Consider the following 18,372-nt stretch of genomic DNA (forward strand, 5'->3'; position numbering starts at 1 on the left):
AGCCGGGCCCGGGGTGACGACCGCCGACCTGCCGCAGGACCGGCTACAGCTGAAGCAGCCGTTGCGTGAGCTCGCGGTACTGCCGCAGCGCGTTCCGGAACTCGTCGGACTGGGACTCGGACGCGGACTCGGGGTCCTGGTCCGCCCACCCGGCGCGGAGGAGGTCCCGGCGGGCCGCGAGGGCGGTGACCAGCTGGGCGGTGGCCTCGTCGTAGGCGCTCTCCGCCTCCTCCAGGGCATCGCGCGGGGTGTCGGCGAAGGTGTTGAGGGCGTGCCGGAGGCGCTGGAGGACCTTGTCCCGTTCACTCGACGGGAGCAGCGGTTCCGGGCCCGGGGTGCGGCGTTCGGACGGGACCCGGTTCTGGCCCGCGGGTTGTTGGGCGCGCGTCTGGTCGTACATCATCGGGAGTCGCTTCCGTTCCGCCTGACGGCGTTTTGGGGATCGTCCGTGTACCGGCCACTGCCCTGCGCCGTGCTGCCAGTCAACGTCCGGCGACGGTTCGTGTCAACGCGGAGGCCGGGTGCTCCGGCCCGGTCCGTTCCGACGCGCGCGGGAGTACCGTGGACGTACCGAGGGCTCTTGACGTGCCGGTGTCCGGTCCGGCGTCCTGTCCTCGCGTTCCCTTCACAGGGGCAGCCCGTGACCCCGGCCGCGCCATTCGCAGCGAGGCTCAGGAGTCCGGCATGACGACCCTTTCCACCCCACCTCCACTCCCACCCCCTGCCCCGAAAAAGTGTGACACTTCTGAGGAATGTGACACACTTTTCCCGGACACCTACCCCCCACCCCCGTCCTACGACGGCACCTCCCCCTTCCCGCCCGACGAGGGTCTGCCGTCCGTGCGCGACGGCGCGGCGCGGATATACGTGAGCGTCACGGCGGCGATCGTCGTGCTGCCGTTCCTGGGGCTCGGCCTGGCCGGCTGGCTGCTGTGGGGGCGGCTCATCCACCCCCTCGACATCGTGCTCGCGGTCGTCTTCTACACGATCACCGGTCTCGGCGTCACGGTCGGCTTCCACCGCGGGCTCACCCACGGCTCGTACCGCGCCGTCCGCCCCGTCCGCGTCGCTCTCGCGGTGGCCGGGTCGATGAGTTTCCAGGGCGATGTCATCGGCTGGGTCGCCACGCACCGCCGCCACCACGCCTTCACCGACCGGCCCGGCGACCCGCACTCGCCGTACCGCTACGGCACCCATCTGTGGGGCCAGTTGCACGGACTGGTGGACGCCCACGTCGGCTGGCTGTTCCGCAACGAGGAGACACCGCCCGAGCGTTACGCCCCCGACCTCCTCGCCGACCCCGACATCCGGGCCGTCTCCCGCGCCTTCCCGTGGCTGTGCCTGCTCACCCTCGCGCTGCCGTTCGGGCTCGGCTGGGCGATCGGCGGCAGCTGGCTGTACGGCGTAACAGGCTTGCTGTGGGCGGGACTTGTGCGTATCGCGCTGCTCCACCACGTCACCTGGAGCGTCAACTCGCTGTGCCACATGATCGGTGAGCGCCCCTTCCGCACCCGCCGCCACGACCGCGCCACCAACCTGTGGCCGCTGGCCCTGCTCTCCTTCGGTGAGAGCTGGCACAACCTCCACCACGCCGACCCCACCAGCGCCCGCCACGGCGTCGACCGCGGCCAGATCGACCCGTCCGCCGCCGTCATCCGCCTCATGGAACGCGCCGGCTGGGTCTACGACGTCCACTGGCCGACCCCGGACCGGGTCGCGGCGCGGCGGGCGTGACGCAGACGCCGGCGAGAGTCAGGCGCGCCGCTCCTCCGGTCGCCCGCCCGTCGCCGACGGCGGTGGCGGGATCATCCGGGTGTCGAAGTCGCCGCCGATGATGCGGGCCGCGAGATCCGACAGCCGCAGCTGGCGGGAGCGGGCGTAGGACCGGAACGCGGCGAAGGCGTCGTCGACGGACGTGTTCCAGCGCTCGGCCAGCACGCCCTTGACCTGCTCGATGAGGATGCGGCTGGTCAGCGCGGTCTGCAGCTGGCTGTTCTCGACGTGCGACTGCTCCAGCGTGCGCTGCTGGAGTACGGCGATGGTCGCCACGTCGGCGAGGGCCTGGGCCAGCGCGATGTCGCCGTCGCCGAGACGGTGCGCGCCGGTCTGGAAGAGGTTGAGCGCGCCGACGACCCGGTTGCGCAGCCGCAGCGGGATCGCGTGCGTGATGACGTACCCCGTCTCGCGGGCCTGCGCCGCGAACCGCGGCCAGGCGGCGGTCGTCTCCGGCCGCGTCAGGTCGATGTTGGTGCGGGCGGCGCCGGAGCGGTAGCACTCGACGCACGGACCCTGGTCGTGCTGGAGCGCGAAGAGTTCCAGCAGCCGGGTGTGCTCGTCCGAGGCCGCGATGATCTGCAGCTCGCCGTGCGCGTCCACGAGCAGGATCCCGGCCGCCGACACGTCGAGCAGCTCCACACAGCGCGAGGACAGCCGCTGCAGCAGGTCGATGACGTCGAAGTCCTCGACCAGGGAGTCCGCGACCTCCACGAAGATTTCGGCCAGACGCTGTTCGCGGGCCATGGCGATCATCCCTTTCCACCTTCGGGCGAATACGGCCCGCTTATATCGTCGTCCAATTCGCCCCCGAAACGGAGCCTGCGGGCGACCACGTCCTCCGCGACCTCCCCGAGGGGGCGTTCACTGCCATAAGCGTGTGCCCGCAGACGCAGCAGGGCCTCCTGTATGGACACCCCCAGCTGCACACTGATCATCCCGGTGGCCTGGTGCACGACCGGCCGGTTCAGCCCGGTCGGCCACGCCGGCATCCTGTCCGGCCCGGGCGCGGTTCCGTTTACGTGCCCGTTTCCGTTGAGGAACGCGCCCGTCAGTACGGCCGCCAGAGCGGTGGCGTCCGTGAACTGCTGCTCGCTGATCCGCCGGTCCCCGTCGCACAGTACGGTCAGCACGCCGACCCGGATCGCGCCGATGCCCAGCGGGAACCCGCACACCCCCTGGACACCCATGTCCCGCGCGGCCGGCAGCAGTACGGGCCACCGCTCGGGGCGCACCCGCTCCAGGTCCGGTTCCAGCACCGGCGAACCGGTGCGGACTGCGTCCGGGCCAGGGCCCTCGCCCAGCGTGAACTGGAGTTCCTCGAAGCGGGCGCTCAGCTCGGGATGGCACCACAGCGGCTCCGCCGTACGGTCGGCGCCGACCAGCAGCGACAGCGCGACACCCTCGGCACCCAGCACCCGGGCACAGGCCTGCGCCGGATCGCCGCCCGCGTCCAGGCGCAGTGACCGCAGGACTTCGGCCATGCCGTCGCTGATCACCGAGCTCCGTTCCGCGGCGGCCGGGGCGCTTCGAGACGAGGCGCCGACCGGCTTCCGCCGTACACTACGTGGCCCGGCGCTCCACCGCGCGGTCGGCGGGCACACCCCGCCAGGCGTCCCGGGCACTCGCGTACCGCGGGAACCGCTCCTGCAGACCACTGGCCCGGAACACGAGCGCGGGCCCCGGGCGGACGTGGACGACCCGCAGCCAGCCGAGCCGCTCACGACACTCCTCCCACGCCGCGCACAGCGGGTCCAGCACACTGCCGTCCATGAAGGTCACGCCGAGCAGGTCGACGATGACGTAGAGCCGCCCCGTCCCGTGCCGGGCCGCCTTCAGCTCACGCGCGAAGGCGGGCGCGGTGGTCAGATCCAGCTCGCCGCCCGCCCGGACCACTCGTAGTTCGTCGAACAGGTCAGGATGTGGGCCCATGTGCCCCAACTCCCCGGTGAGTGGATGGCTTTCGCCTTGCGCAGAGCCTCAGTTGCGCGAACGGGGACTGCACGGAGAGGGCCGGGGGCTCGGGCTGCCGTACGGCCAGCGTATCGCCGGGAAGGGACGCGCCGGCAGCCCTTCCCGTCCACCCGGTGCCGATGTCGTCCCTTGCCCATACTTCAGTCGGACTGGGCCGTTACCCACTCACTCTTGTCCAGTGAATAGCCGAAGCGCGGACGTCCGGACATGCCGCTGGTGCGGAACGGCTTCCCCTGGTCATCGATGCGCAGCACGCCGTGCCGGCTGCCGCTGGTCCACGCCAGCTCCAGATACCAGCGCACATCGTGGGACGACGCGGCGGCCGTGATGTACAGGACCTCGGGATCGCTCTCGCTCACCTTGTACGGCAGCCCCGTCTGCCCGGACTTCGGCGTGGCCACCGGCCGGCTCGCGTCCAGCCCGACGTCGAAGGAGTGCGTGGGCACCCCGCCACCGCAGCCGACCCCCACGTACCCCATCGTGTACGCGTTCCAGGCGACCGGCGCCGCGCTCTCGACCACCCGCACATTCAGGCTGTTGAGCACCACGGTGTCCTGACCGCTGCCCTGCACGGTGAGCTCGAGATACTGACTGTCGGCGGACACGGCACCCAGCGCGCTCACCCAACTCGGCGCGTCCTGCTCGGTGGGCGGCGGCGGCACCTTCCCCGCGTCCTCGTCGACCAGGTAAGTCTGACTGCACGGACTCTCCCAGGCGTACGGCCGGGTGGTCACCGTCAGCGGAACGTCGGCCGCCACGTCCGCGGCACCTCCGCCGGCCTTCGCGCTCGCGGAGGCGGACGCCCCGTTCTTCGCCCTGGCGGACTCGGAGGGACTCGCGCTGCGGGAAGGTGAGGAGGAGGCCGAGGCGGACGACTTCGGCGATGCGGACGGTGATGTGGTCCCACGCCCGGTGGAGGTCACGGACCCGGCCTCCTGCTTCCGGTCGTCACCCCCGCCACCGGACACCAGCCGGGGCACGAGCACGGTGGCGGCGAGGACCACGGCGACGGCGGCGGCCGCGAAGAGTGCGGTACGGCGGCGGTTGCGTACGGCGGGCTTGGGGGCGGCGGGTTGGCTGACTTCGGGGGTGGGGGTGAGGGCCGCCTCCGGGCCGGGCGCGGGCGGTGTGACGGCGGGGGCGTTGTCCGTCACGTTGGCCGTCGTGGCGGACTTCCGCTCCCGCTGACGGGCGCCGTCGGCCAGGATCCACCGGCGGTGGGCCTCGACGAGTTCCTCCGGGGTGGCCTTGCAGAGCCGGGCGAACCGCTCCACGGGGGCGTACTCCGTGGGTACGGCGTCGCCGTTGCAGTAGCGGTGCAGCGTCGACGTACTCATGTGCAGCCGCTTCGCGAGTACGCCGTAGCTCAGCCCCGACCGGTCCTTCAACTCCCGGATCAGCGCCGCGAAATCGGCCGTCTCCTCAGGCGTCGCCACCCTGCCCCCATCCCAGTTCCGCGTTCCAGGGAGTCACTGTTCCCCCAGGTAAGAGCCGGTGCGAACGTTCCAGGTTCCCGTAGATCCCGGCTGTCGTAGCGGGTGGGACGGAAAGCGGCACAAGCTGCGGTCATCAAAGCACGCCACCCGCCGACGGGTCGGCGGCCGGCTACTTCCCACCTCTCCGAAAAGGATCACCACCATGTCCGCGTTCACGGCCCGTCCCCGCACCCGCCTCTTTGCCGCCGCCACCGTGGCGCTCGCCGCACTCTCGCTCACCGCCTGCAACGACAAGCTGGGAGTACAGGACGAGGGCGCGGCGACCCCGCAGTCCTCCTCTTCGTCGGTGACGACGCAGGCACCGTCCGGGACGAAGACCGGTGGGACGGGGACGGCGCAGACCGGCGGCTCGAAGTCGGGTGGTTCCACGACGGGCGGGAGCAAGACGAGCGGCGGTTCGGGCTCGGGCTCGGGCTCGGGTACAGGTTCTTCCGGTACGAGCTCCTCCGGCTCGGGCACCTCCGCGAGCAGGGTCCCGTGCAGCGGCGCCAACACCAAGACGACGGCACAGACGGTCACCCGCCCCATCAACCACATGCTGCTCACCGTCACCAACACCGGCTCCAAGACCTGCGACCTCTACTACTACCCGGCCGTCAACTTCGACGACGCCCAGTCCGTACCGCCGGTCATGGAGGACTCCCAGCCCCAGGCGGTGACCACCCTCGCCCCGGGCGAGTCCGGCTACGCCGGCGTGGCCCTCGCCGCCGGCGACGACGGCACCGGCACCAACGGCCGCACCGCCAAGTCCCTCTCCGTCTACTTCTTCGACCGCAACAACAACAGCATCAGCCCGGCGGCCACACCGAGCCTGCCGGCGAAGGGGGTGTATGTGGATGACTCGCTGCGGGTTACTTACTGGGTTTCGGATGTGCAGGATGCGTTGACGTACTGAGAGCCGGTGACGTTGAACGCCAGAGGGCCGGTACTGGATTCCAGTACCGGCCCTCTGAACTGCTATTTGGCTGTCGGGGTGGCGGGATTTGAACCCACGACCTCTTCGTCCCGAGGCAACTTGGGTGGGGGCTCTGCCTTGGGCTGGTCTGCCTCTCAACTGGGTTGACGGTCCGCTGGCGTCCGCGCTCGTCCGCCGGTGTTCGTCAGCGTTGTCACGCAGTTAGACACTCACCCGGCAAGCTGGCGAGAGCTTCAGTCGCCCGCGAACCACAAGTAGCTGCCTGGGGTAGCCGCGCACTCTTCCATCATCGTTGTGAGATCGCCCAGCGCAGCGAGCTGACGCTCATCAGCGCAACTCCGCCTCAAGCCGTGGATCTCCTTGAGGGCGGCCGCGGCCGCCTGCTCGTGCATCAACGTGTCCCCGTACGGATCTGGAAGACGAGACCGTTCAACAGAAAGCCATGGCTGAGTTAGACGCCGAAGAGAAGCGACTCCGCGAGCGGAGGACTGCTATTGCGAGCATCCTTGGGCAGCAGGCCACGGGAGTGGAAACTGTAAACGAGGCCGCTCCTGAAGCAAGTACCCAGAGCCGAGGCGAGCGTAGAAGCAAGCGAGGGAGCGAGTAGCCCTCTCACGCCACTCGTCGAAAACGATACCTGTCTCTGATGAAGCGAGCGTGGTAGCGGCCTTTGCTTGGAGCATTCATGAATGCGGTATATACCGACTGCGGAACACCGTAGTATTGATAAACGGTTCCACTGTGGAACCCAACTTCAAGAATCGAACCTTCAAGGGCATAGCCCACAGAAGCAACGTTACTTGAGGCGACGGACTGTCGCTGCAAGACCCCTCCCTCAGATATCCACCTGTCTGGCTTCAACTTGCCCTAGTCGATCGTGTGAATGTCCTCCCCCTTGTGGTTCTGCACCCACACGTCGCCGTCATCCCAAATCTTGACGGTAATAGTGCCGTTGTACCGGGTTGAGAGCACCTTGGCACCGTGGCCCTTGTACTCGTCGGAGGCATCGGTCCCGGGTTTCTTGCCGACCGAGCAGATCACGACCTCCGGCGACATGGCCTCGACGGCCTCCTCGTGATAGCCGGATTCCCGACCATGGTGCGATGCCTTGAGGATGTCGCACTTGATCGCGTCTTCCCCAGGGGTGTCCAAGATTGACTTCCAAGCTGCCGATTCGGCATCACCCGGCAGGATCACCGTACGGCCGGCGTGCGTGAGCTTCAGAACATAGGAACAGTCGTTGTAGCTGCCGCTTACAGAACAGCCGTCGATCAGCTCTTGCGTTGGCGACAGGATCTCGATGTTGTCGTCAGCCCAGTATTGAGCTGAAGCCCCTCGCAGGTTATTCAGCACCTTTTGCTTAGTGTCGTCCGGACCAACTCCGCCACGCAGACACTTGTACACCAGCCAGTCGACATACGCATACTTGCTCTTGTCGAATCCAGACTCCTCCAACTCCTTGTCGTGGTCTACATCCCAGAAATTTTCAACAGTAACTTTGTCTTGCCAGAAGAGGCGATGCAGGCCGCTCATGTGGTCCATGTCGGGATGTGTCTGGATGTAGCGAAAGAGGCTCTTGCCCGAGAAGTTGTCCTTAAAGTAGTCAGCTGGGTCGACCAGCAAGGACTTGTAGTAGTCCTCCCAGGAGCGAAACTCTCCTTTGACTAGCTGGGATCGGCGGTAGCGGAAATCATAAAGCGATACCCCGCTACTCTCGGCCAATGCCTCTTCATCCGCTTCGGGCAGGCTCTTAGAATTGTTTATGTCGATCATCATGATCCTGCCCGAGGGCAACTCCACGATCGTGCAGTCTCCGTGCCCCACATTTAGGAAATGAATCTTCATCACGGGTGTTCCACTACTCCGTTCAAGGTCATGCACACTTACGCGTTCGGATTCGACGCAGCCGCAGGAGCTTCACCCTTCAAAGTGACCGCAGACTGCAACAGTTGCTGGGCGTATTTGTTGGCGGCTTCTCGCACCCGCCCTGGAGACGGCCAAACACACCAGTAGACAAAGAATGCGAGGCACGAAGCCACGCCGAACAGGCTCTCGGCTGTAATGCCGTCCTGGTGCCGCCCAAGCGACACCCATGCCATGTAGGCGCCTACAACCATGACTCCGCCGAGGCTGATGCCACGACCAATCCAGCGAACTCCGTACAAGTTGCGTGCAAACCCGTAGTTACGGTTCTCGTTGAACAACAGCTTGAACTTCGCCGTGTCCCGCGTGCGATCCCGCACCTGGCCGACGGCGGTTGCAATCGCCTGGTCGGCTCGCGATGGATTCGCACGCTCAGCCCGTAGGCTCAGAAGCTCTACGCCAGACACTTCCGCAACTGCCTTGCGCCAGAGGTCCCGCTGCACCTCGTTGTCCGAGGAATCCCGCAGCCTCAACCAGGCCGTAGTTGGCGGGCCGCCCCAGCTGGCCCAAAGGGTCTTCTCGGTCTTCCGGCCACGCTGACGAACTATGTCGGCCACTACTACGGGCATACCGATGACGGCCGCCGCGCCCATGGCGTAAGAGACCGTGGGGAGTTGGCGCAAGCTCAGCACCGAGAGCAGGATCGCCAATGGAAAGATCGCCAACAGTCCCGGTATGAGTCTCGCCCGGCGTTCGTACTCGTCGAGCCACACCACGGTCAGGCACCCCCAGCGGCAATCTGCACACGGCGGCATCTGCACCCACTGCCACACCAAACAGTTGTGGCGTCGCTGCCCTTGAGCTCCTCCTCGATCGAGAGAAGGTCGATCTCGTATCGCACGTAGGTTCCTTGGCTTCCAGGCGCGTTGGCGCATCACACGAAGAGACGGCCTCTGCATCCCCGTGCTTTCGGCCAACTACCGCGCACACAGTAGCCGCACAGGCCGACAACTCCTCACGCTCCGTCAGACTCAGGGCAGACAAAAGGAGTAGACCACCCTCCTTCTTGACCGAACGTGATCACTTCTGTCGACCAGTGACCGCGCACATCTCCCGTTCCAACACCCACACGAAGGCCACGCCTCCCTTGGGAAACGTCCAGCCTGGATATGCCACCTGAACGCTTGGTGATGGGTCGGTTGCGGCCAGTTCGGCCACTCGCGACTGTCGCGGCCCAGACAGGTAGTCCAGAACGTTCATATGCCGGATACCGCAATCGCCGTACCAAAGTTCAGCCGTGAAGTCCTTGGTCGGTTGAGCGAGATCGAGGTGCAGTACGTGTCCGTGTTGCTGAACCAAGACGCGGTAGGTGTACGCCAGCGACACCTGCTCGCCTCGTTGCACCTCGTCACCGAGGCTCACGCTGAAGAGCTGGCCGTCCTTCCGACTACTCCGGCGGACTGGACGCGACTTGCCATCTACGGTGACGGAAACGAGCTCGAAGGCTTCAGGTGACCCGGCGTCAAGTCCGTTGTTTTCATGGGCGGTCAGTCGCCAGCGTGGAGACAGCTTCAGGTCTCGCCTGAACGGCCGTGAACGGTGCTGAACGAGACGGAAACTGAGTCGGCCCGCTGCGCGGAGTCTTACTCGATGATCTCGGCCCGCTCTCGTACCTGGTCGTCTAGCTTGCCGTGCTCCAGGTCGCTGAGGGCGGCTGCGTATCCGGCCATGACCGCCTGGTGTACGACGTCGTGGAGGGCTTCAGGGATCGCGTCGAAGATGCTGGAGCAGATGTTCGCGGCGGCGTCGTACGCGGACTGGTAGTGCGTGTCACGGATGCTGGCGCCCAAGGCGTTGACGAGACTGCGTAGGTCTTCCTTGTGGTCATCGCTCACGTCGACGTCATTACCCTTAGGCCTTGGCCGAGAACCGCACTTCCGGGGGCCCTAGCCGACGAAAGTCAGCCACGACGGCGGGTGCGCCGAATGATCAGGCGTGTGTGTGTCGCTGCACCCCTACCGGCCTCAGTCACGTTATCGGACTTGTCGTCGACCTGAGCAAGTCGCGACGGCCGGTCCGTGACGACGGCATGCAGCCATCAGCTTGGGAAGCTGTGGGCATTTGGGGGCGTTTCGCGGGCTGACCTGGGCGAACGGTCGGGCGGCGACCGCGCCGGGCTCTGCCGCTTCCACTGTGGTTCCCCGCTGTTCCCCGCTCGCTCTGGTGCGGTTGTGGTGCGGAGGCAGACTGCGCCCCTGCGCCTGTCAGTGGGCGTGTATGGTCCCCGTTCCGTACGGTGCGCCGCTGTCGGGGTGCTCTTGGGGGAGCGGGGCTCGCACGAACTGGGTGCGGCGCTCGTCGGACGCGCCGATCTCCTGGTAGTTGCGGCGGGCCTCTCGGAGGCTAAGACCGTGGTTGGGGTCTCCTCGGACCTCTTCCGCGCCGTGCTCGTCCTGGCCGTCGTCCTCCCAGAAACAGACCTGGCAGATCTCGTACGCTCCGCGCTCGGCGAGGGTGATGAAGCCGCAGCAAGGACAGCGATACGGTCCGTCCTTGGCGTCGCCTCGAACATTGTTGAAGGTCACAGTTGCATCCTCGGCCACCAACACCACAAGGGCTCACAGCTTTTAGCGGGGACTTGCCAGGCAGGAGCCGGCTCGCACGAGTCGTCGATCAAGCAGCCCGCTGCACATCATGCGTTGGGGTGCACGCTTTCCAACTATGGGGTGGGGTAACCGGGTGCGTGCAGGGGCGTTCACCTGGTTCATGGACGGCTGCTTGGCGGGTGGAACACGGCTCCTGGTCTTGCGTGAACGGCTGTGAACGGCGGTGAATGAGACGGAAATTGAGACGACGACGCCCTCCTCCTATGCTGGTGGGATGGCAAGTTCATGGACCCGCCTTCACCAGGAACTCGGCATCTCACCCGGCCCGCTGACCTATTCGCACATTCAGCAGGGCACGGACGAGATAGTCGGCGAACGAGACGACCTCGACTGGAAGCGTGATCTTCCGAAGAAGGCCGAGCCTGGCGAGTGGAACGAATTTTCGAAGGATGTCGCCGCCATGGCCAACGCCCGCGGTGGCCTGCTCATCTACGGCGTCCGCAACGACCGCAAGATCACGGGCGTTGACCCCAACGCCGTCCACACGGAGCATCTCTTTAAGTGGCTCCGTGCGAACACGCAGCCGTATGTTGCTGGCGTCGACGCCTACACGCTCACCTCAGAGGACGGCAGCTTGAGCGTGCTGGTGGTCGACGTTCCGGCGAGCGCGATGGCACCGCACTTCATTCTGGGTGCCACACCACGTGAGAAGGAGCTCCGGGCATTTGCAGTGCCCTTTCGGTACTCGGACCACACTGGATGGCTCGCTGAGCACGAAATCGATCGTGCGTATCGTGACCGCTTCGCCAGGCAAGCTGTGGCTGACCAAGCCCTGGAACGGCACCTAGACCGCATCCGCGAGGTGGTCCTGACCGATGGGTTCCCACCGATCGCGTGGTTCATCGCCGTGTCGCGTCCTTCCCGGCCACTGCCACCCCTGGTGCCGCCCACTGGCCGGCAGGAAGCCCGGGACGTTCTCAACGCGACGCTGGCAACGGCGGTCAGCATGCAAGGAGAATTCGATGTCACGCAGTTGATGCGCAATACACTTAGCGGTAGTCCACAGATCGGCCTGCGCTGTTGGATCGAGGGGAACTTTCTACACCCCTTTGTGGGGTCGCACCCGAGAGGTCGGCTCATGCTGGTGGAACTCCACCACGATGGCACAGTGGTGTATGCCGTCGACGTTTCACGCCTGGCGAGGCAGAAGAACGTCATTCCCACGGAGCCTCCCCAGGGCGCCTACACTCCGGTAGAAAGTAGGGTGATACAGGTCGCCGCGTGTGAGGCGGTCGCACTCGCGCACGAATTTCGGCGCGCGCGACGTATCGACAGCAGCACCGATTTGGCGGCCGCGCTTGTCTCGATGGAGAAGTCACCTGCGCCCGGCTTGCCCTTCCCTGGATACGCGCCGGTCATCGAGAATCACAGCTTCCTTGATGTTCCCTCAACTGCCCGGTGTCCTAAGAGGATCCTTCCCGTGGGCTCGGAGTTGCCTCCCGCTGCCGATCGAACGGCATTGCGTGACTGCGCTCAATCTCTTGCTTCCGGGTTGCTGAACCAGTTCGGCCTTGAGTCGATTTTTCCGTAACGCTGCGGAGCACGTGCTGCCGGACTTCAATGTCCGCCGTCGTCTGAGATGTCAGACGACGTGTCGCTGGTCGCTGGTACAACACCCCAGCCACTTGGAGGTGTTGCACATGGTGTGGCACGGTTGTCTAGACCCGATCGATGATTGTAGCCATGAGCTTGGGAAGCTCGGGTTTCCCGGCGGCGATTGCTGTGCTGACCTGCTGCGGGGTGGTGCTAGAGCCCTGGGTGCGTCCCGGGCCCCTCCCCGCTGTTCACCGTGGTTCCCCGCAGGATCTGGCACGCGAATGGCACGACCCGTTCGCCACTGAGAACCCTGGGCGACAACTCGGTCTTGGGGCTTGAGCCTCAGCCGACGACAGTCAGCCACGATGGCGGGTGCGCCAACCGATCAGGTGCGCGTGCGTCTCGCTGCACCCCCACCGGGCTCAGCCACGCTGCTGATCCGTCGACCAGAGCAAGCCGCGACGGCCATCCCGTGACAACGGCTCTGGGGCCCTCAGTGGGAATCCCTGAGGTAGCGGCACCTCCTACAGAGCGGTCTGCGCCCGTGGCTCCGGGCATGGCCAGGGGCCCGGTCCTGGCCGGTGGGACAAATCTTTATGCACCCATGCGACAGACCTGCCATAGTTGTCGAATGGTAATCAGGATCAACAAGAAGAGTCGAGCGCTAATCGTAGACGGGGTAGAGGTATCCCCCTGCGGCCTCACCTACATGTACGAATATGAAGAATGCGCGGAAATTAGCCTGCTGGCACTTCGGCGTGCGATTGCCGAGCTGGAAGGCAAAAAAGCACCTCCTGTGAAGTCTGCGCCTAAGCGAGACGGACCTGTTGACATGTCGGAATTGGGTGAGACCTCATTACTTGAGGGCGTGTCGAATAATGTCTCATTTTGCCTGCGTGACGGAATTGGGCCGGAGTTTATTACGGTAGATGTGAGCGATGAAGGGGACTTAATTTCCTCTTTCTTCATTCCCTGTGAAGTGGATGACGATCGCTCCATGGTTGAGACTGTATCTCCTCATTTGAAGTTCCGGGGGGCTCACCTTCTCCGATATAAGTATGAGGAAAATCCAGGCGAAAAGATCCCGCCGGGGTGGGATTTTGACATCCTGCTGCCACTCCGGAAATTATCCCTTTCTGGAGTTCGTCAGTTGGCGACAGTGATAGCTGAGACAATCAGGCGTCCTCCCGAGCCTATGGGGCCCGTGGTGGCCCAGGAACTTTGCCATGGTGCACCGGAATCCCTCATTGGATCGGAGGAATCAGATTGGCTGGAAGTTAAGTCCCAGGGGTATAATCTCGATATTTTCAGAGATCGGATTGAACTCGCTCAGGATGTCTCGCGATTCGCCAATAGTGAGGGTGGTGGGCTTCTCGTTGTCGGGTACAGGACCAAGAAAACTCGACACGGTGAAGTGATCTCTAAGTTTACGCCCGAAAAAGAGGCATTGGTGCGAGCTAATCGCTACCGGTCGATTATTGACGCTCGCGTCTTCCCTCCCGTTGACGGTCTAAGGGTACGAGCATCTCAGCAGGAGGGCGGGTGGGTGCTATCGATTCTCGTTCCACCGCAAGCGGAGGAGAACAAGCCGTTTCTTGTCCATGGGGCTATCGTGGATGGGAAAATGGAGGGAGCTTTCATTTCGGTCGTGAGGCGGAGAGGTGAGGCATCTATTCCCATCACAGGGCCCGCTATTCACAGCATGTTGGCTGCAGGCCGAGGCTTGTTGCGCGGCGGGTTCCATCAGAGGTGACCCCATTGCGACGCAAGCCAAGGTTCGTGGAGCCGACCGCCCCAGCCGCGGCGTACCCGTTCTCTGACATTAGGCGGCTGATTGCCATGAGCGCGGCACGGCCCCTGGCCGGGCTGGAGCGGGGCGGAGACAGGAGCGCAGGCCCGGCCGGGGGCCGTGCCGCGCCCGGGGAGCGGAGCGAGCCGCCTTGAACCAGTAGAGAAGGTTGTTACTCAGTCGGCGCTTGGGGCGGCTGTGATGCTGCGGGACTGTGTTGCGGCTCGGCGAAGAGCGTCGGCTACCTGGTCGGCGGCGTCGGCGGACAAGAGGATCTCTTGGGTCCACAGGATCGAGAGCCTGATGTCACCGTTGAGTAGGTTGGTGGCGACGTCGAGTTCCGTGCCGTTGCCGGTGATGTCGTGCACGTTGAGGTCCTGATCGCTGCTGTAGGCGCTCATGGTGTCCGGCTCGGCCCCTGGGGGCCATCGGCCGTAATGCTCCACAACGGGGCTGCGTACTGCTCCGGGTGGCTGTTGAGGAGCAGTCGGCGCAGGTCATCGCGCTGTGAGCCGTCGAGGTGCAAGACCTCGGTGAGGTGGCGGAACGTCGTGTGGGTGACTCCACGGCTTCGTGCTTCGGCCTCGAACTGGGCGAGCTGTGGCAGTACTGAGTCGGCGTCGAGCCTCGCCGGCTGTTGCTCCTTGAGCCAAAGAGCCTTGTTGCGCTCGTAGTCGATTTCCGAGAAGCCGCAGACCTCGCGGCTCAAGGCCTCTGCCTCGTCCAGGGTGGTTGTCGCCATGATGGCGCGGGCCAACTCGTTGCGGCTCAGGGCCTCGTCCAGGTCGACTTCGTGGACGGTCGGGCTCTCGTCGGTGAGAGGGATGGGAAGTCCCGCGTCCCGGACCTCGCACGTGCCGCGTACACCTCGGGCTGTTGCAGCGAGCATCCCGGTTGCCTCGGAGGGGTGCCACTCCAGGACCGAGCCGATCGGTTCGACGTCCTTCGCCGTGAACGTGTGGACCACTGGACCGAGCAGGCCGCGCAAATCCTCGTGTGACAGTTCGCCGTCCAGGCCGGGGCCTGCGACCAACAGCCGTATTGGCGCGTTCACTTGGCCGCATGCTGCCAGCGTCAAGGAGTCGGCGAGAGGGCTCCTCAGCGTCGGTTCGCCGCCGCGGGCCAGCACGTCGCCGCCTACGTCCAGGAGGTCGATTGTGGTCGGTTGCAAGTGGGTGAGCAGTTCTTCGACCTGGCGCGTCACACCCTCAGCGCCGTGCCTCGGGTCGATCAACGCGATTGTGTGCGGGAGTTCTGCGGCGAGTCGGGGGAGCGTCGAACCTGCCGGAGCGATGGGGCGAGCCTCCGCCGGCACCTTCCGGACGGCCGGGGTGATCACTTCGAGGCCGGTGAAGTCGTCGGCGCTTCTTGGGCCCGGTATCGGGTCGATCAGCAGGCGGTCCCACGCGTAAGTGAGGATCACCGCATGGTCCCCGTCGCCGTAGAGGGCGGCGTCAAGCATTGCGGCGGCGACTGCGTCGCCCCCTCCTCCTGCTGCGACGATCAACCGCGTCATGGGCCCAAGCGTACGGGGTCGCCCCTTGACCACTCGCTCTATAGTGGCTAGAGGCTATAGCCACTTGGACGAGGAGGGGACATGCCTCAGATTGAGGAGGCTCAGCCGAAGTATCTCCAGATCGCGCACTTCATCCGTGATCAGATCCTTCGGGGTGACCTGCGGCCGGGGGACGAGGTTCCTTCGGAGCGACAGTTGGCGGTGAGTTGGAAGGTGTCCCGGCCGACGGCGGCGCGGTCGTTGGAGGCGCTGAGCCATCAGGGACTCGTAGAGAAGCGGCAGGGGTCCGGCACGTACGTGCGGAGCCTTGAAGTGAACCGTCGTGCGCGGGAGTTGTACGGGCGAGCCCGGCAGACCGGAAAGATCTACACGTCCGGTGAGTACGCGGTGATCACGTCGGCCGGGTGGCTGGAGGCGCCGGACCACGTCGCTGAGGCGTTGGGCCTGGTGAAGGATCGGCGGGCCGTGCATCGCCGGCGTGTCACCAACAACCAGGACGGGCCCCTCTCGCTGTCCACTTCGTGGTTCGCGCCGGACGTCGGGCAACGGGCGCTCAAGCTGCTGGAGCCGGAGCGAATCCAGGAAGGCACCCTGATGTACGTCGAGAACTCGACGGGCCGGCAGGGGAGTTACGCCGAGGATCGCATGTGTGCCAGGCCCGGGACCGAGGAGGAGGTGGCTGACCTTCAACTTGAGCCTGGCTCTGCGGTGTTGGTCGTGCATCACGTCGTCTTCGACCTCCAGGACCGGCCGTTGGAGTTCGCCGAGGCCACCTATCCGCCGCACCGCTGGGCGTTCGAGCAGGGGTATCCGCTCACCTGATGGTTCGTCACTTCGTCGAACCGCTTGCGCGTTGCAAGTGGCTAATGCCACTATCCAGTAAGTGGCTAAGGCTACTTGATCGGAAGGGGGCACGGAGTGACGAGTCAGCGGCCGGACCAGGGAGCGCGCTTACCTTGCCGGAGTTGTCGGGGACGTGGCTGGAAGCGCGTCGGTTCGCGCACGTCCCTGACGCTCGCCGCTGCTGCTGACCGCACCCGTGCCACATCGAAGCGGCGCTGCCTCGACTGCGACGGCAGCGGCAAGGAGTAGACGCGGATGACTTACGCGATCGACCACCACCCCTCTGAGGGCTCACCGCGACTCGGCGCGATGAGCCTGCATCCTGCTCCGGAGTCCGTCCCCAGGGCCCGGCGCTGGTTCCGGAAGTTCATCGCCCCGTACAACCCGGCCTGTTCGATCGACGACTGCGCGCTGATGATCTCGGAATTGGTGACCAACGCCATCCGCTACGGGCGGGCCGACGACCCGTGGCTTGTGCGGGTGGAATGGTTCCGGGATGGCGCCTCGCTCCGGGTCGAGGTCCACAACCCTGGATTCCCGGCGAACGTACGGTTGCGGCACCCGGATGCCAACGATGCGCATGGGCGCGGGCTGCTGCTGGTCGACTCGATCGCCGAGTCGTGGCACTCCGGGCCCAGTCGCTTCGGCGGCACGGTCGTCTCCTTCGTAGTGGCCGATGCCTGGCCGGCCTGAAGGGGCGCCTGGGTTCTTTTCTATATGCACTGCCGCTAGTCTGGTTGACCAGTTGACTTGGCCAATATTGACAGGCGGCGGCGTTGATGGCGTATGACGTGGAGGCACCGAAGTACGTTCGCCTCGCGCAGACCCTTCAGGGGCGCATCGAGGATGGCACATACGCCCCCGGAACCCGCGTGCCCAGTGAAAACCAACTGGTGCAGGCTTTCGGGATGTCCCGCCCGACCGTCGTCCGGGCCCTGGAGCTGCTGAAGCGTGATGGCTGGCTGGAGTCGCGGCAGGGGTACGGCACGATCGTGCGCGGGCGTCCTGCTGCGGTCGAGAAGAGGGATCGCCGGGGGACTGAAGCGCTCACGCGCGATGAGTCTCGGGCTTCGGGGCGCCTGGTCGAGGTCGGCCGTGTCCCCGTTCCGGCGCGCGTCGCCAGTGTGCTCGGGCTGCCGAAGCGCGCCAAGGTTCTCGTACGCCGGTTCCTGGTCGAGGAGGATGGCGAACCCGTCGAGCTGGTCTCGTCGTACTTCCCCGCCGGCCTGATCGAGGGCACCGACCTGGAGAGTGCCACCCCCTTGAGCGGTGGTACCCGTGCGCACCTGGAAGCACGGAAGAAGCTCCGCTTCGACCATGTGACGGAACGGGTCTCGGCTCGGTTGCCCGAGCGCGACGAGGTCGAGCTTCTGGAGGTCCCGGACGGCGTGCCCGTCCTCAGTGTCCTGGTGGTCGCGTGCGATGCCTCCGGGCAAGCGCTACAGGTCTCTGACGTCCTACTTCCTGCCGATCGGCAGGAGTTGGAAGACACCTATCGTCTGAACTGAGCCCTGTCCGGGGCCAGTTGCCTGAGATTTCCGCGCTTCATTGACTTGACAAGTCAACTTGTCATCCCTAACTTCGAACTTGCTAAGTCAACTTGTCAGGTGGCAAGTTGATCGAACCTGAAGGAGAACTCTCTGTGCGTGTAATCCGAGTTGACGCCGCGTCCGCCACGATCCTTCTCACCGAAGCCCCGGCACCGAAGGTGCGCGACCGGCAGACCGGTGAGATCGCGAAGGACACCGTGAGTGGCGAGGCGCTCATGACCGTCGGCGTCGTCTTCATCGACGAGGGGGACTCGTCGATCATCCAGGTCACCATTCCTGAAAGCGGTGTAACGGAGGGCCTGACCGTTGGCGCTCCGGTGTCCCTGCCGGGCCTCATCGCCCGGCCGTGGGAGAGCGTGTTCAACGGCCAGCAGCGGCACGGCATCGCCTACCGCGCGACTGCGATCGCACCGGGTGCCTTCCCGGTTCCGGTCGCTCAGGCGGGTTGAT

General features: G+C 65.4%; 21 protein-coding genes. 8 read left to right on the forward strand and 13 right to left on the reverse strand.

Features of this window, described 5'->3' with window-relative positions:
* Positions 1–43: 43 nt before the first annotated feature.
* Positions 44–403, reverse strand: coding sequence for a hypothetical protein (locus tag OO70_RS10745; RefSeq protein ID WP_043667447.1), 360 nt, complete (start codon positions 401–403; stop codon positions 44–46).
* Positions 404–684: 281 nt separating this feature from the next.
* On the opposite strand from OO70_RS10745, the gene OO70_RS10750 reads away from it, so the two are divergent.
* Complete coding sequence (locus OO70_RS10750) at positions 685–1,734, forward strand: acyl-CoA desaturase (RefSeq protein WP_407702761.1); 1,050 nt, start codon at positions 685–687, stop codon at positions 1,732–1,734.
* Between the two features lie 18 nt (positions 1,735–1,752).
* Here OO70_RS10750 and OO70_RS10755 read toward each other — a convergent pair whose 3' ends face one another.
* From OO70_RS10755 to OO70_RS10770, 4 genes are all read right to left on the reverse strand, one after another.
* Entirely contained in the window at positions 1,753–2,529 is a 777-nt protein-coding gene (locus OO70_RS10755) for a GAF and ANTAR domain-containing protein (protein WP_043667450.1), read from the reverse strand.
* Entirely contained in the window at positions 2,526–3,272 is a 747-nt protein-coding gene (locus tag OO70_RS10760; protein WP_043667454.1) for a GAF and ANTAR domain-containing protein, read from the reverse strand. The genes OO70_RS10755 and OO70_RS10760 overlap by 4 nt, the downstream gene beginning before the upstream one ends.
* Positions 3,273–3,336: 64 nt before the next feature.
* A complete protein-coding gene (locus OO70_RS10765) occupies positions 3,337–3,705 on the reverse strand; it encodes an STAS domain-containing protein (protein ID WP_043667456.1) in 369 nt (122 codons plus the stop codon).
* 182 nt (positions 3,706–3,887) lie between these two features.
* Positions 3,888–5,183 (reverse strand): helix-turn-helix domain-containing protein, encoded by a 1,296-nt coding sequence (locus tag OO70_RS10770; protein WP_043667458.1) that lies wholly within the window; start codon positions 5,181–5,183, stop codon positions 3,888–3,890.
* A 202-nt stretch (positions 5,184–5,385) separates the two neighbouring features.
* On the opposite strand from OO70_RS10770, the gene OO70_RS10775 reads away from it, so the two are divergent.
* Entirely contained in the window at positions 5,386–6,138 is a 753-nt protein-coding gene (locus tag OO70_RS10775) for a DUF4232 domain-containing protein (protein WP_043667459.1), read from the forward strand.
* Positions 6,139–6,771: 633 nt separating this feature from the next.
* On the opposite strand, the gene OO70_RS52255 is transcribed toward OO70_RS10775, so the two are convergent.
* From OO70_RS52255 to OO70_RS10805, 6 genes are all read right to left on the reverse strand, one after another.
* Positions 6,772–7,020 carry a KTSC domain-containing protein gene (locus OO70_RS52255; protein ID WP_324604847.1) on the reverse strand — a complete coding sequence of 83 codons (249 nt, stop codon included), beginning with the start codon at positions 7,018–7,020 and terminating at the stop codon, positions 6,772–6,774.
* A 6-nt stretch (positions 7,021–7,026) separates the two neighbouring features.
* Entirely contained in the window at positions 7,027–8,004 is a 978-nt protein-coding gene (locus OO70_RS10785) for a ComEC/Rec2 family competence protein (RefSeq protein WP_051741057.1), read from the reverse strand.
* A 38-nt stretch (positions 8,005–8,042) separates the two neighbouring features.
* Positions 8,043–8,798: a hypothetical protein gene (locus tag OO70_RS10790; RefSeq protein WP_158711438.1), complete on the reverse strand. Its 756-nt coding sequence runs from the start codon at positions 8,796–8,798 to the stop codon at positions 8,043–8,045.
* Between the two features lie 304 nt (positions 8,799–9,102).
* Positions 9,103–9,444, reverse strand: coding sequence for a hypothetical protein (locus tag OO70_RS52260; protein ID WP_199827293.1), 342 nt, complete (start codon positions 9,442–9,444; stop codon positions 9,103–9,105).
* A 221-nt stretch (positions 9,445–9,665) separates the two neighbouring features.
* Positions 9,666–9,917 carry a hypothetical protein gene (locus OO70_RS10800; RefSeq protein WP_043667469.1) on the reverse strand — a complete coding sequence of 84 codons (252 nt, stop codon included), beginning with the start codon at positions 9,915–9,917 and terminating at the stop codon, positions 9,666–9,668.
* 369 nt (positions 9,918–10,286) lie between these two features.
* Positions 10,287–10,607 carry a CPCC family cysteine-rich protein gene (locus tag OO70_RS10805; RefSeq protein ID WP_078651340.1) on the reverse strand — a complete coding sequence of 107 codons (321 nt, stop codon included), beginning with the start codon at positions 10,605–10,607 and terminating at the stop codon, positions 10,287–10,289.
* 295 nt (positions 10,608–10,902) lie between these two features.
* On the opposite strand from OO70_RS10805, the gene OO70_RS10810 reads away from it, so the two are divergent.
* The gene (locus OO70_RS10810) at positions 10,903–12,219 is read left to right on the forward strand and encodes an AlbA family DNA-binding domain-containing protein (protein WP_043667471.1); all 1,317 of its coding nucleotides are present in this window, start codon (positions 10,903–10,905) and stop codon (positions 12,217–12,219) included.
* A 714-nt stretch (positions 12,220–12,933) separates the two neighbouring features.
* Positions 12,934–13,977 carry an AlbA family DNA-binding domain-containing protein gene (locus OO70_RS54470; protein ID WP_158711439.1) on the forward strand — a complete coding sequence of 348 codons (1,044 nt, stop codon included), beginning with the start codon at positions 12,934–12,936 and terminating at the stop codon, positions 13,975–13,977.
* Between the two features lie 212 nt (positions 13,978–14,189).
* Here the strand turns inward: OO70_RS54470 and OO70_RS10815 are convergent, their stop codons facing one another.
* Both OO70_RS10815 and OO70_RS10820 read right to left on the reverse strand, forming a co-directional pair.
* Positions 14,190–14,414 carry a hypothetical protein gene (locus tag OO70_RS10815; protein ID WP_043667473.1) on the reverse strand — a complete coding sequence of 75 codons (225 nt, stop codon included), beginning with the start codon at positions 14,412–14,414 and terminating at the stop codon, positions 14,190–14,192.
* Positions 14,411–15,529 carry a DUF1152 domain-containing protein gene (locus OO70_RS10820; RefSeq protein ID WP_078651341.1) on the reverse strand — a complete coding sequence of 373 codons (1,119 nt, stop codon included), beginning with the start codon at positions 15,527–15,529 and terminating at the stop codon, positions 14,411–14,413. Before OO70_RS10820 ends, OO70_RS10815 begins: the two co-directional genes overlap by 4 nt.
* A gap of 81 nt (positions 15,530–15,610) precedes the next feature.
* Here OO70_RS10820 and OO70_RS10825 point away from each other — a divergent pair, with 81 nt between their 5' ends.
* From OO70_RS10825 to OO70_RS10840, 4 genes are all read left to right on the forward strand, one after another.
* Positions 15,611–16,351, forward strand: a complete 741-nt coding sequence (locus tag OO70_RS10825; protein WP_043667477.1) for a GntR family transcriptional regulator — start codon at positions 15,611–15,613, stop codon at positions 16,349–16,351.
* A 276-nt stretch (positions 16,352–16,627) separates the two neighbouring features.
* Entirely contained in the window at positions 16,628–17,065 is a 438-nt protein-coding gene (locus tag OO70_RS10830; protein ID WP_043667479.1) for an ATP-binding protein, read from the forward strand.
* Between the two features lie 86 nt (positions 17,066–17,151).
* Positions 17,152–17,880, forward strand: a complete 729-nt coding sequence (locus OO70_RS10835; protein WP_043667481.1) for a GntR family transcriptional regulator — start codon at positions 17,152–17,154, stop codon at positions 17,878–17,880.
* A 134-nt stretch (positions 17,881–18,014) separates the two neighbouring features.
* On the forward strand, positions 18,015–18,371 hold the full coding sequence (locus OO70_RS10840; protein WP_033284757.1) for an SCO3933 family regulatory protein: 357 nt from the start codon (positions 18,015–18,017) through the stop codon (positions 18,369–18,371).
* Position 18,372 lies beyond the last annotated feature (1 nt).

It is taken from the genome of Streptomyces xylophagus, from assembly GCF_000716435.1.
GTDB classification, from domain to species: Bacteria; Actinomycetota; Actinomycetes; order Streptomycetales; family Streptomycetaceae; genus Streptomyces; species Streptomyces xylophagus.

Bases quoted from the DNA above. Each gene is read 5' to 3' on its own strand.
- OO70_RS10745 (WP_043667447.1), bottom strand. From the start codon at position 403: ATGATGTACGACCAGACGCGCGCCCAACAACCCGCGGGCCAGAACCGG.
- OO70_RS10750 (WP_407702761.1), top strand. From the start codon at position 685: ATGACGACCCTTTCCACCCCACCTCCACTCCCACCCCCTGCCCCGAAA.
- OO70_RS10755 (WP_043667450.1), bottom strand. From the start codon at position 2,529: ATGATCGCCATGGCCCGCGAACAGCGTCTGGCCGAAATCTTCGTGGAG.
- OO70_RS10765 (WP_043667456.1), bottom strand. From the start codon at position 3,705: ATGGGCCCACATCCTGACCTGTTCGACGAACTACGAGTGGTCCGGGCG.
- OO70_RS10775 (WP_043667459.1), top strand. From the start codon at position 5,386: ATGTCCGCGTTCACGGCCCGTCCCCGCACCCGCCTCTTTGCCGCCGCC.
- OO70_RS10785 (WP_051741057.1), bottom strand. From the start codon at position 8,004: ATGAAGATTCATTTCCTAAATGTGGGGCACGGAGACTGCACGATCGTG.
- OO70_RS10810 (WP_043667471.1), top strand. From the start codon at position 10,903: ATGGCAAGTTCATGGACCCGCCTTCACCAGGAACTCGGCATCTCACCC.
- OO70_RS54470 (WP_158711439.1), top strand. From the start codon at position 12,934: ATGTACGAATATGAAGAATGCGCGGAAATTAGCCTGCTGGCACTTCGG.
- OO70_RS10815 (WP_043667473.1), bottom strand. From the start codon at position 14,414: ATGAGCGCCTACAGCAGCGATCAGGACCTCAACGTGCACGACATCACC.
- OO70_RS10820 (WP_078651341.1), bottom strand. From the start codon at position 15,529: ATGACGCGGTTGATCGTCGCAGCAGGAGGAGGGGGCGACGCAGTCGCC.
- OO70_RS10825 (WP_043667477.1), top strand. From the start codon at position 15,611: ATGCCTCAGATTGAGGAGGCTCAGCCGAAGTATCTCCAGATCGCGCAC.
- OO70_RS10830 (WP_043667479.1), top strand. From the start codon at position 16,628: ATGACTTACGCGATCGACCACCACCCCTCTGAGGGCTCACCGCGACTC.
- OO70_RS10835 (WP_043667481.1), top strand. From the start codon at position 17,152: ATGGCGTATGACGTGGAGGCACCGAAGTACGTTCGCCTCGCGCAGACC.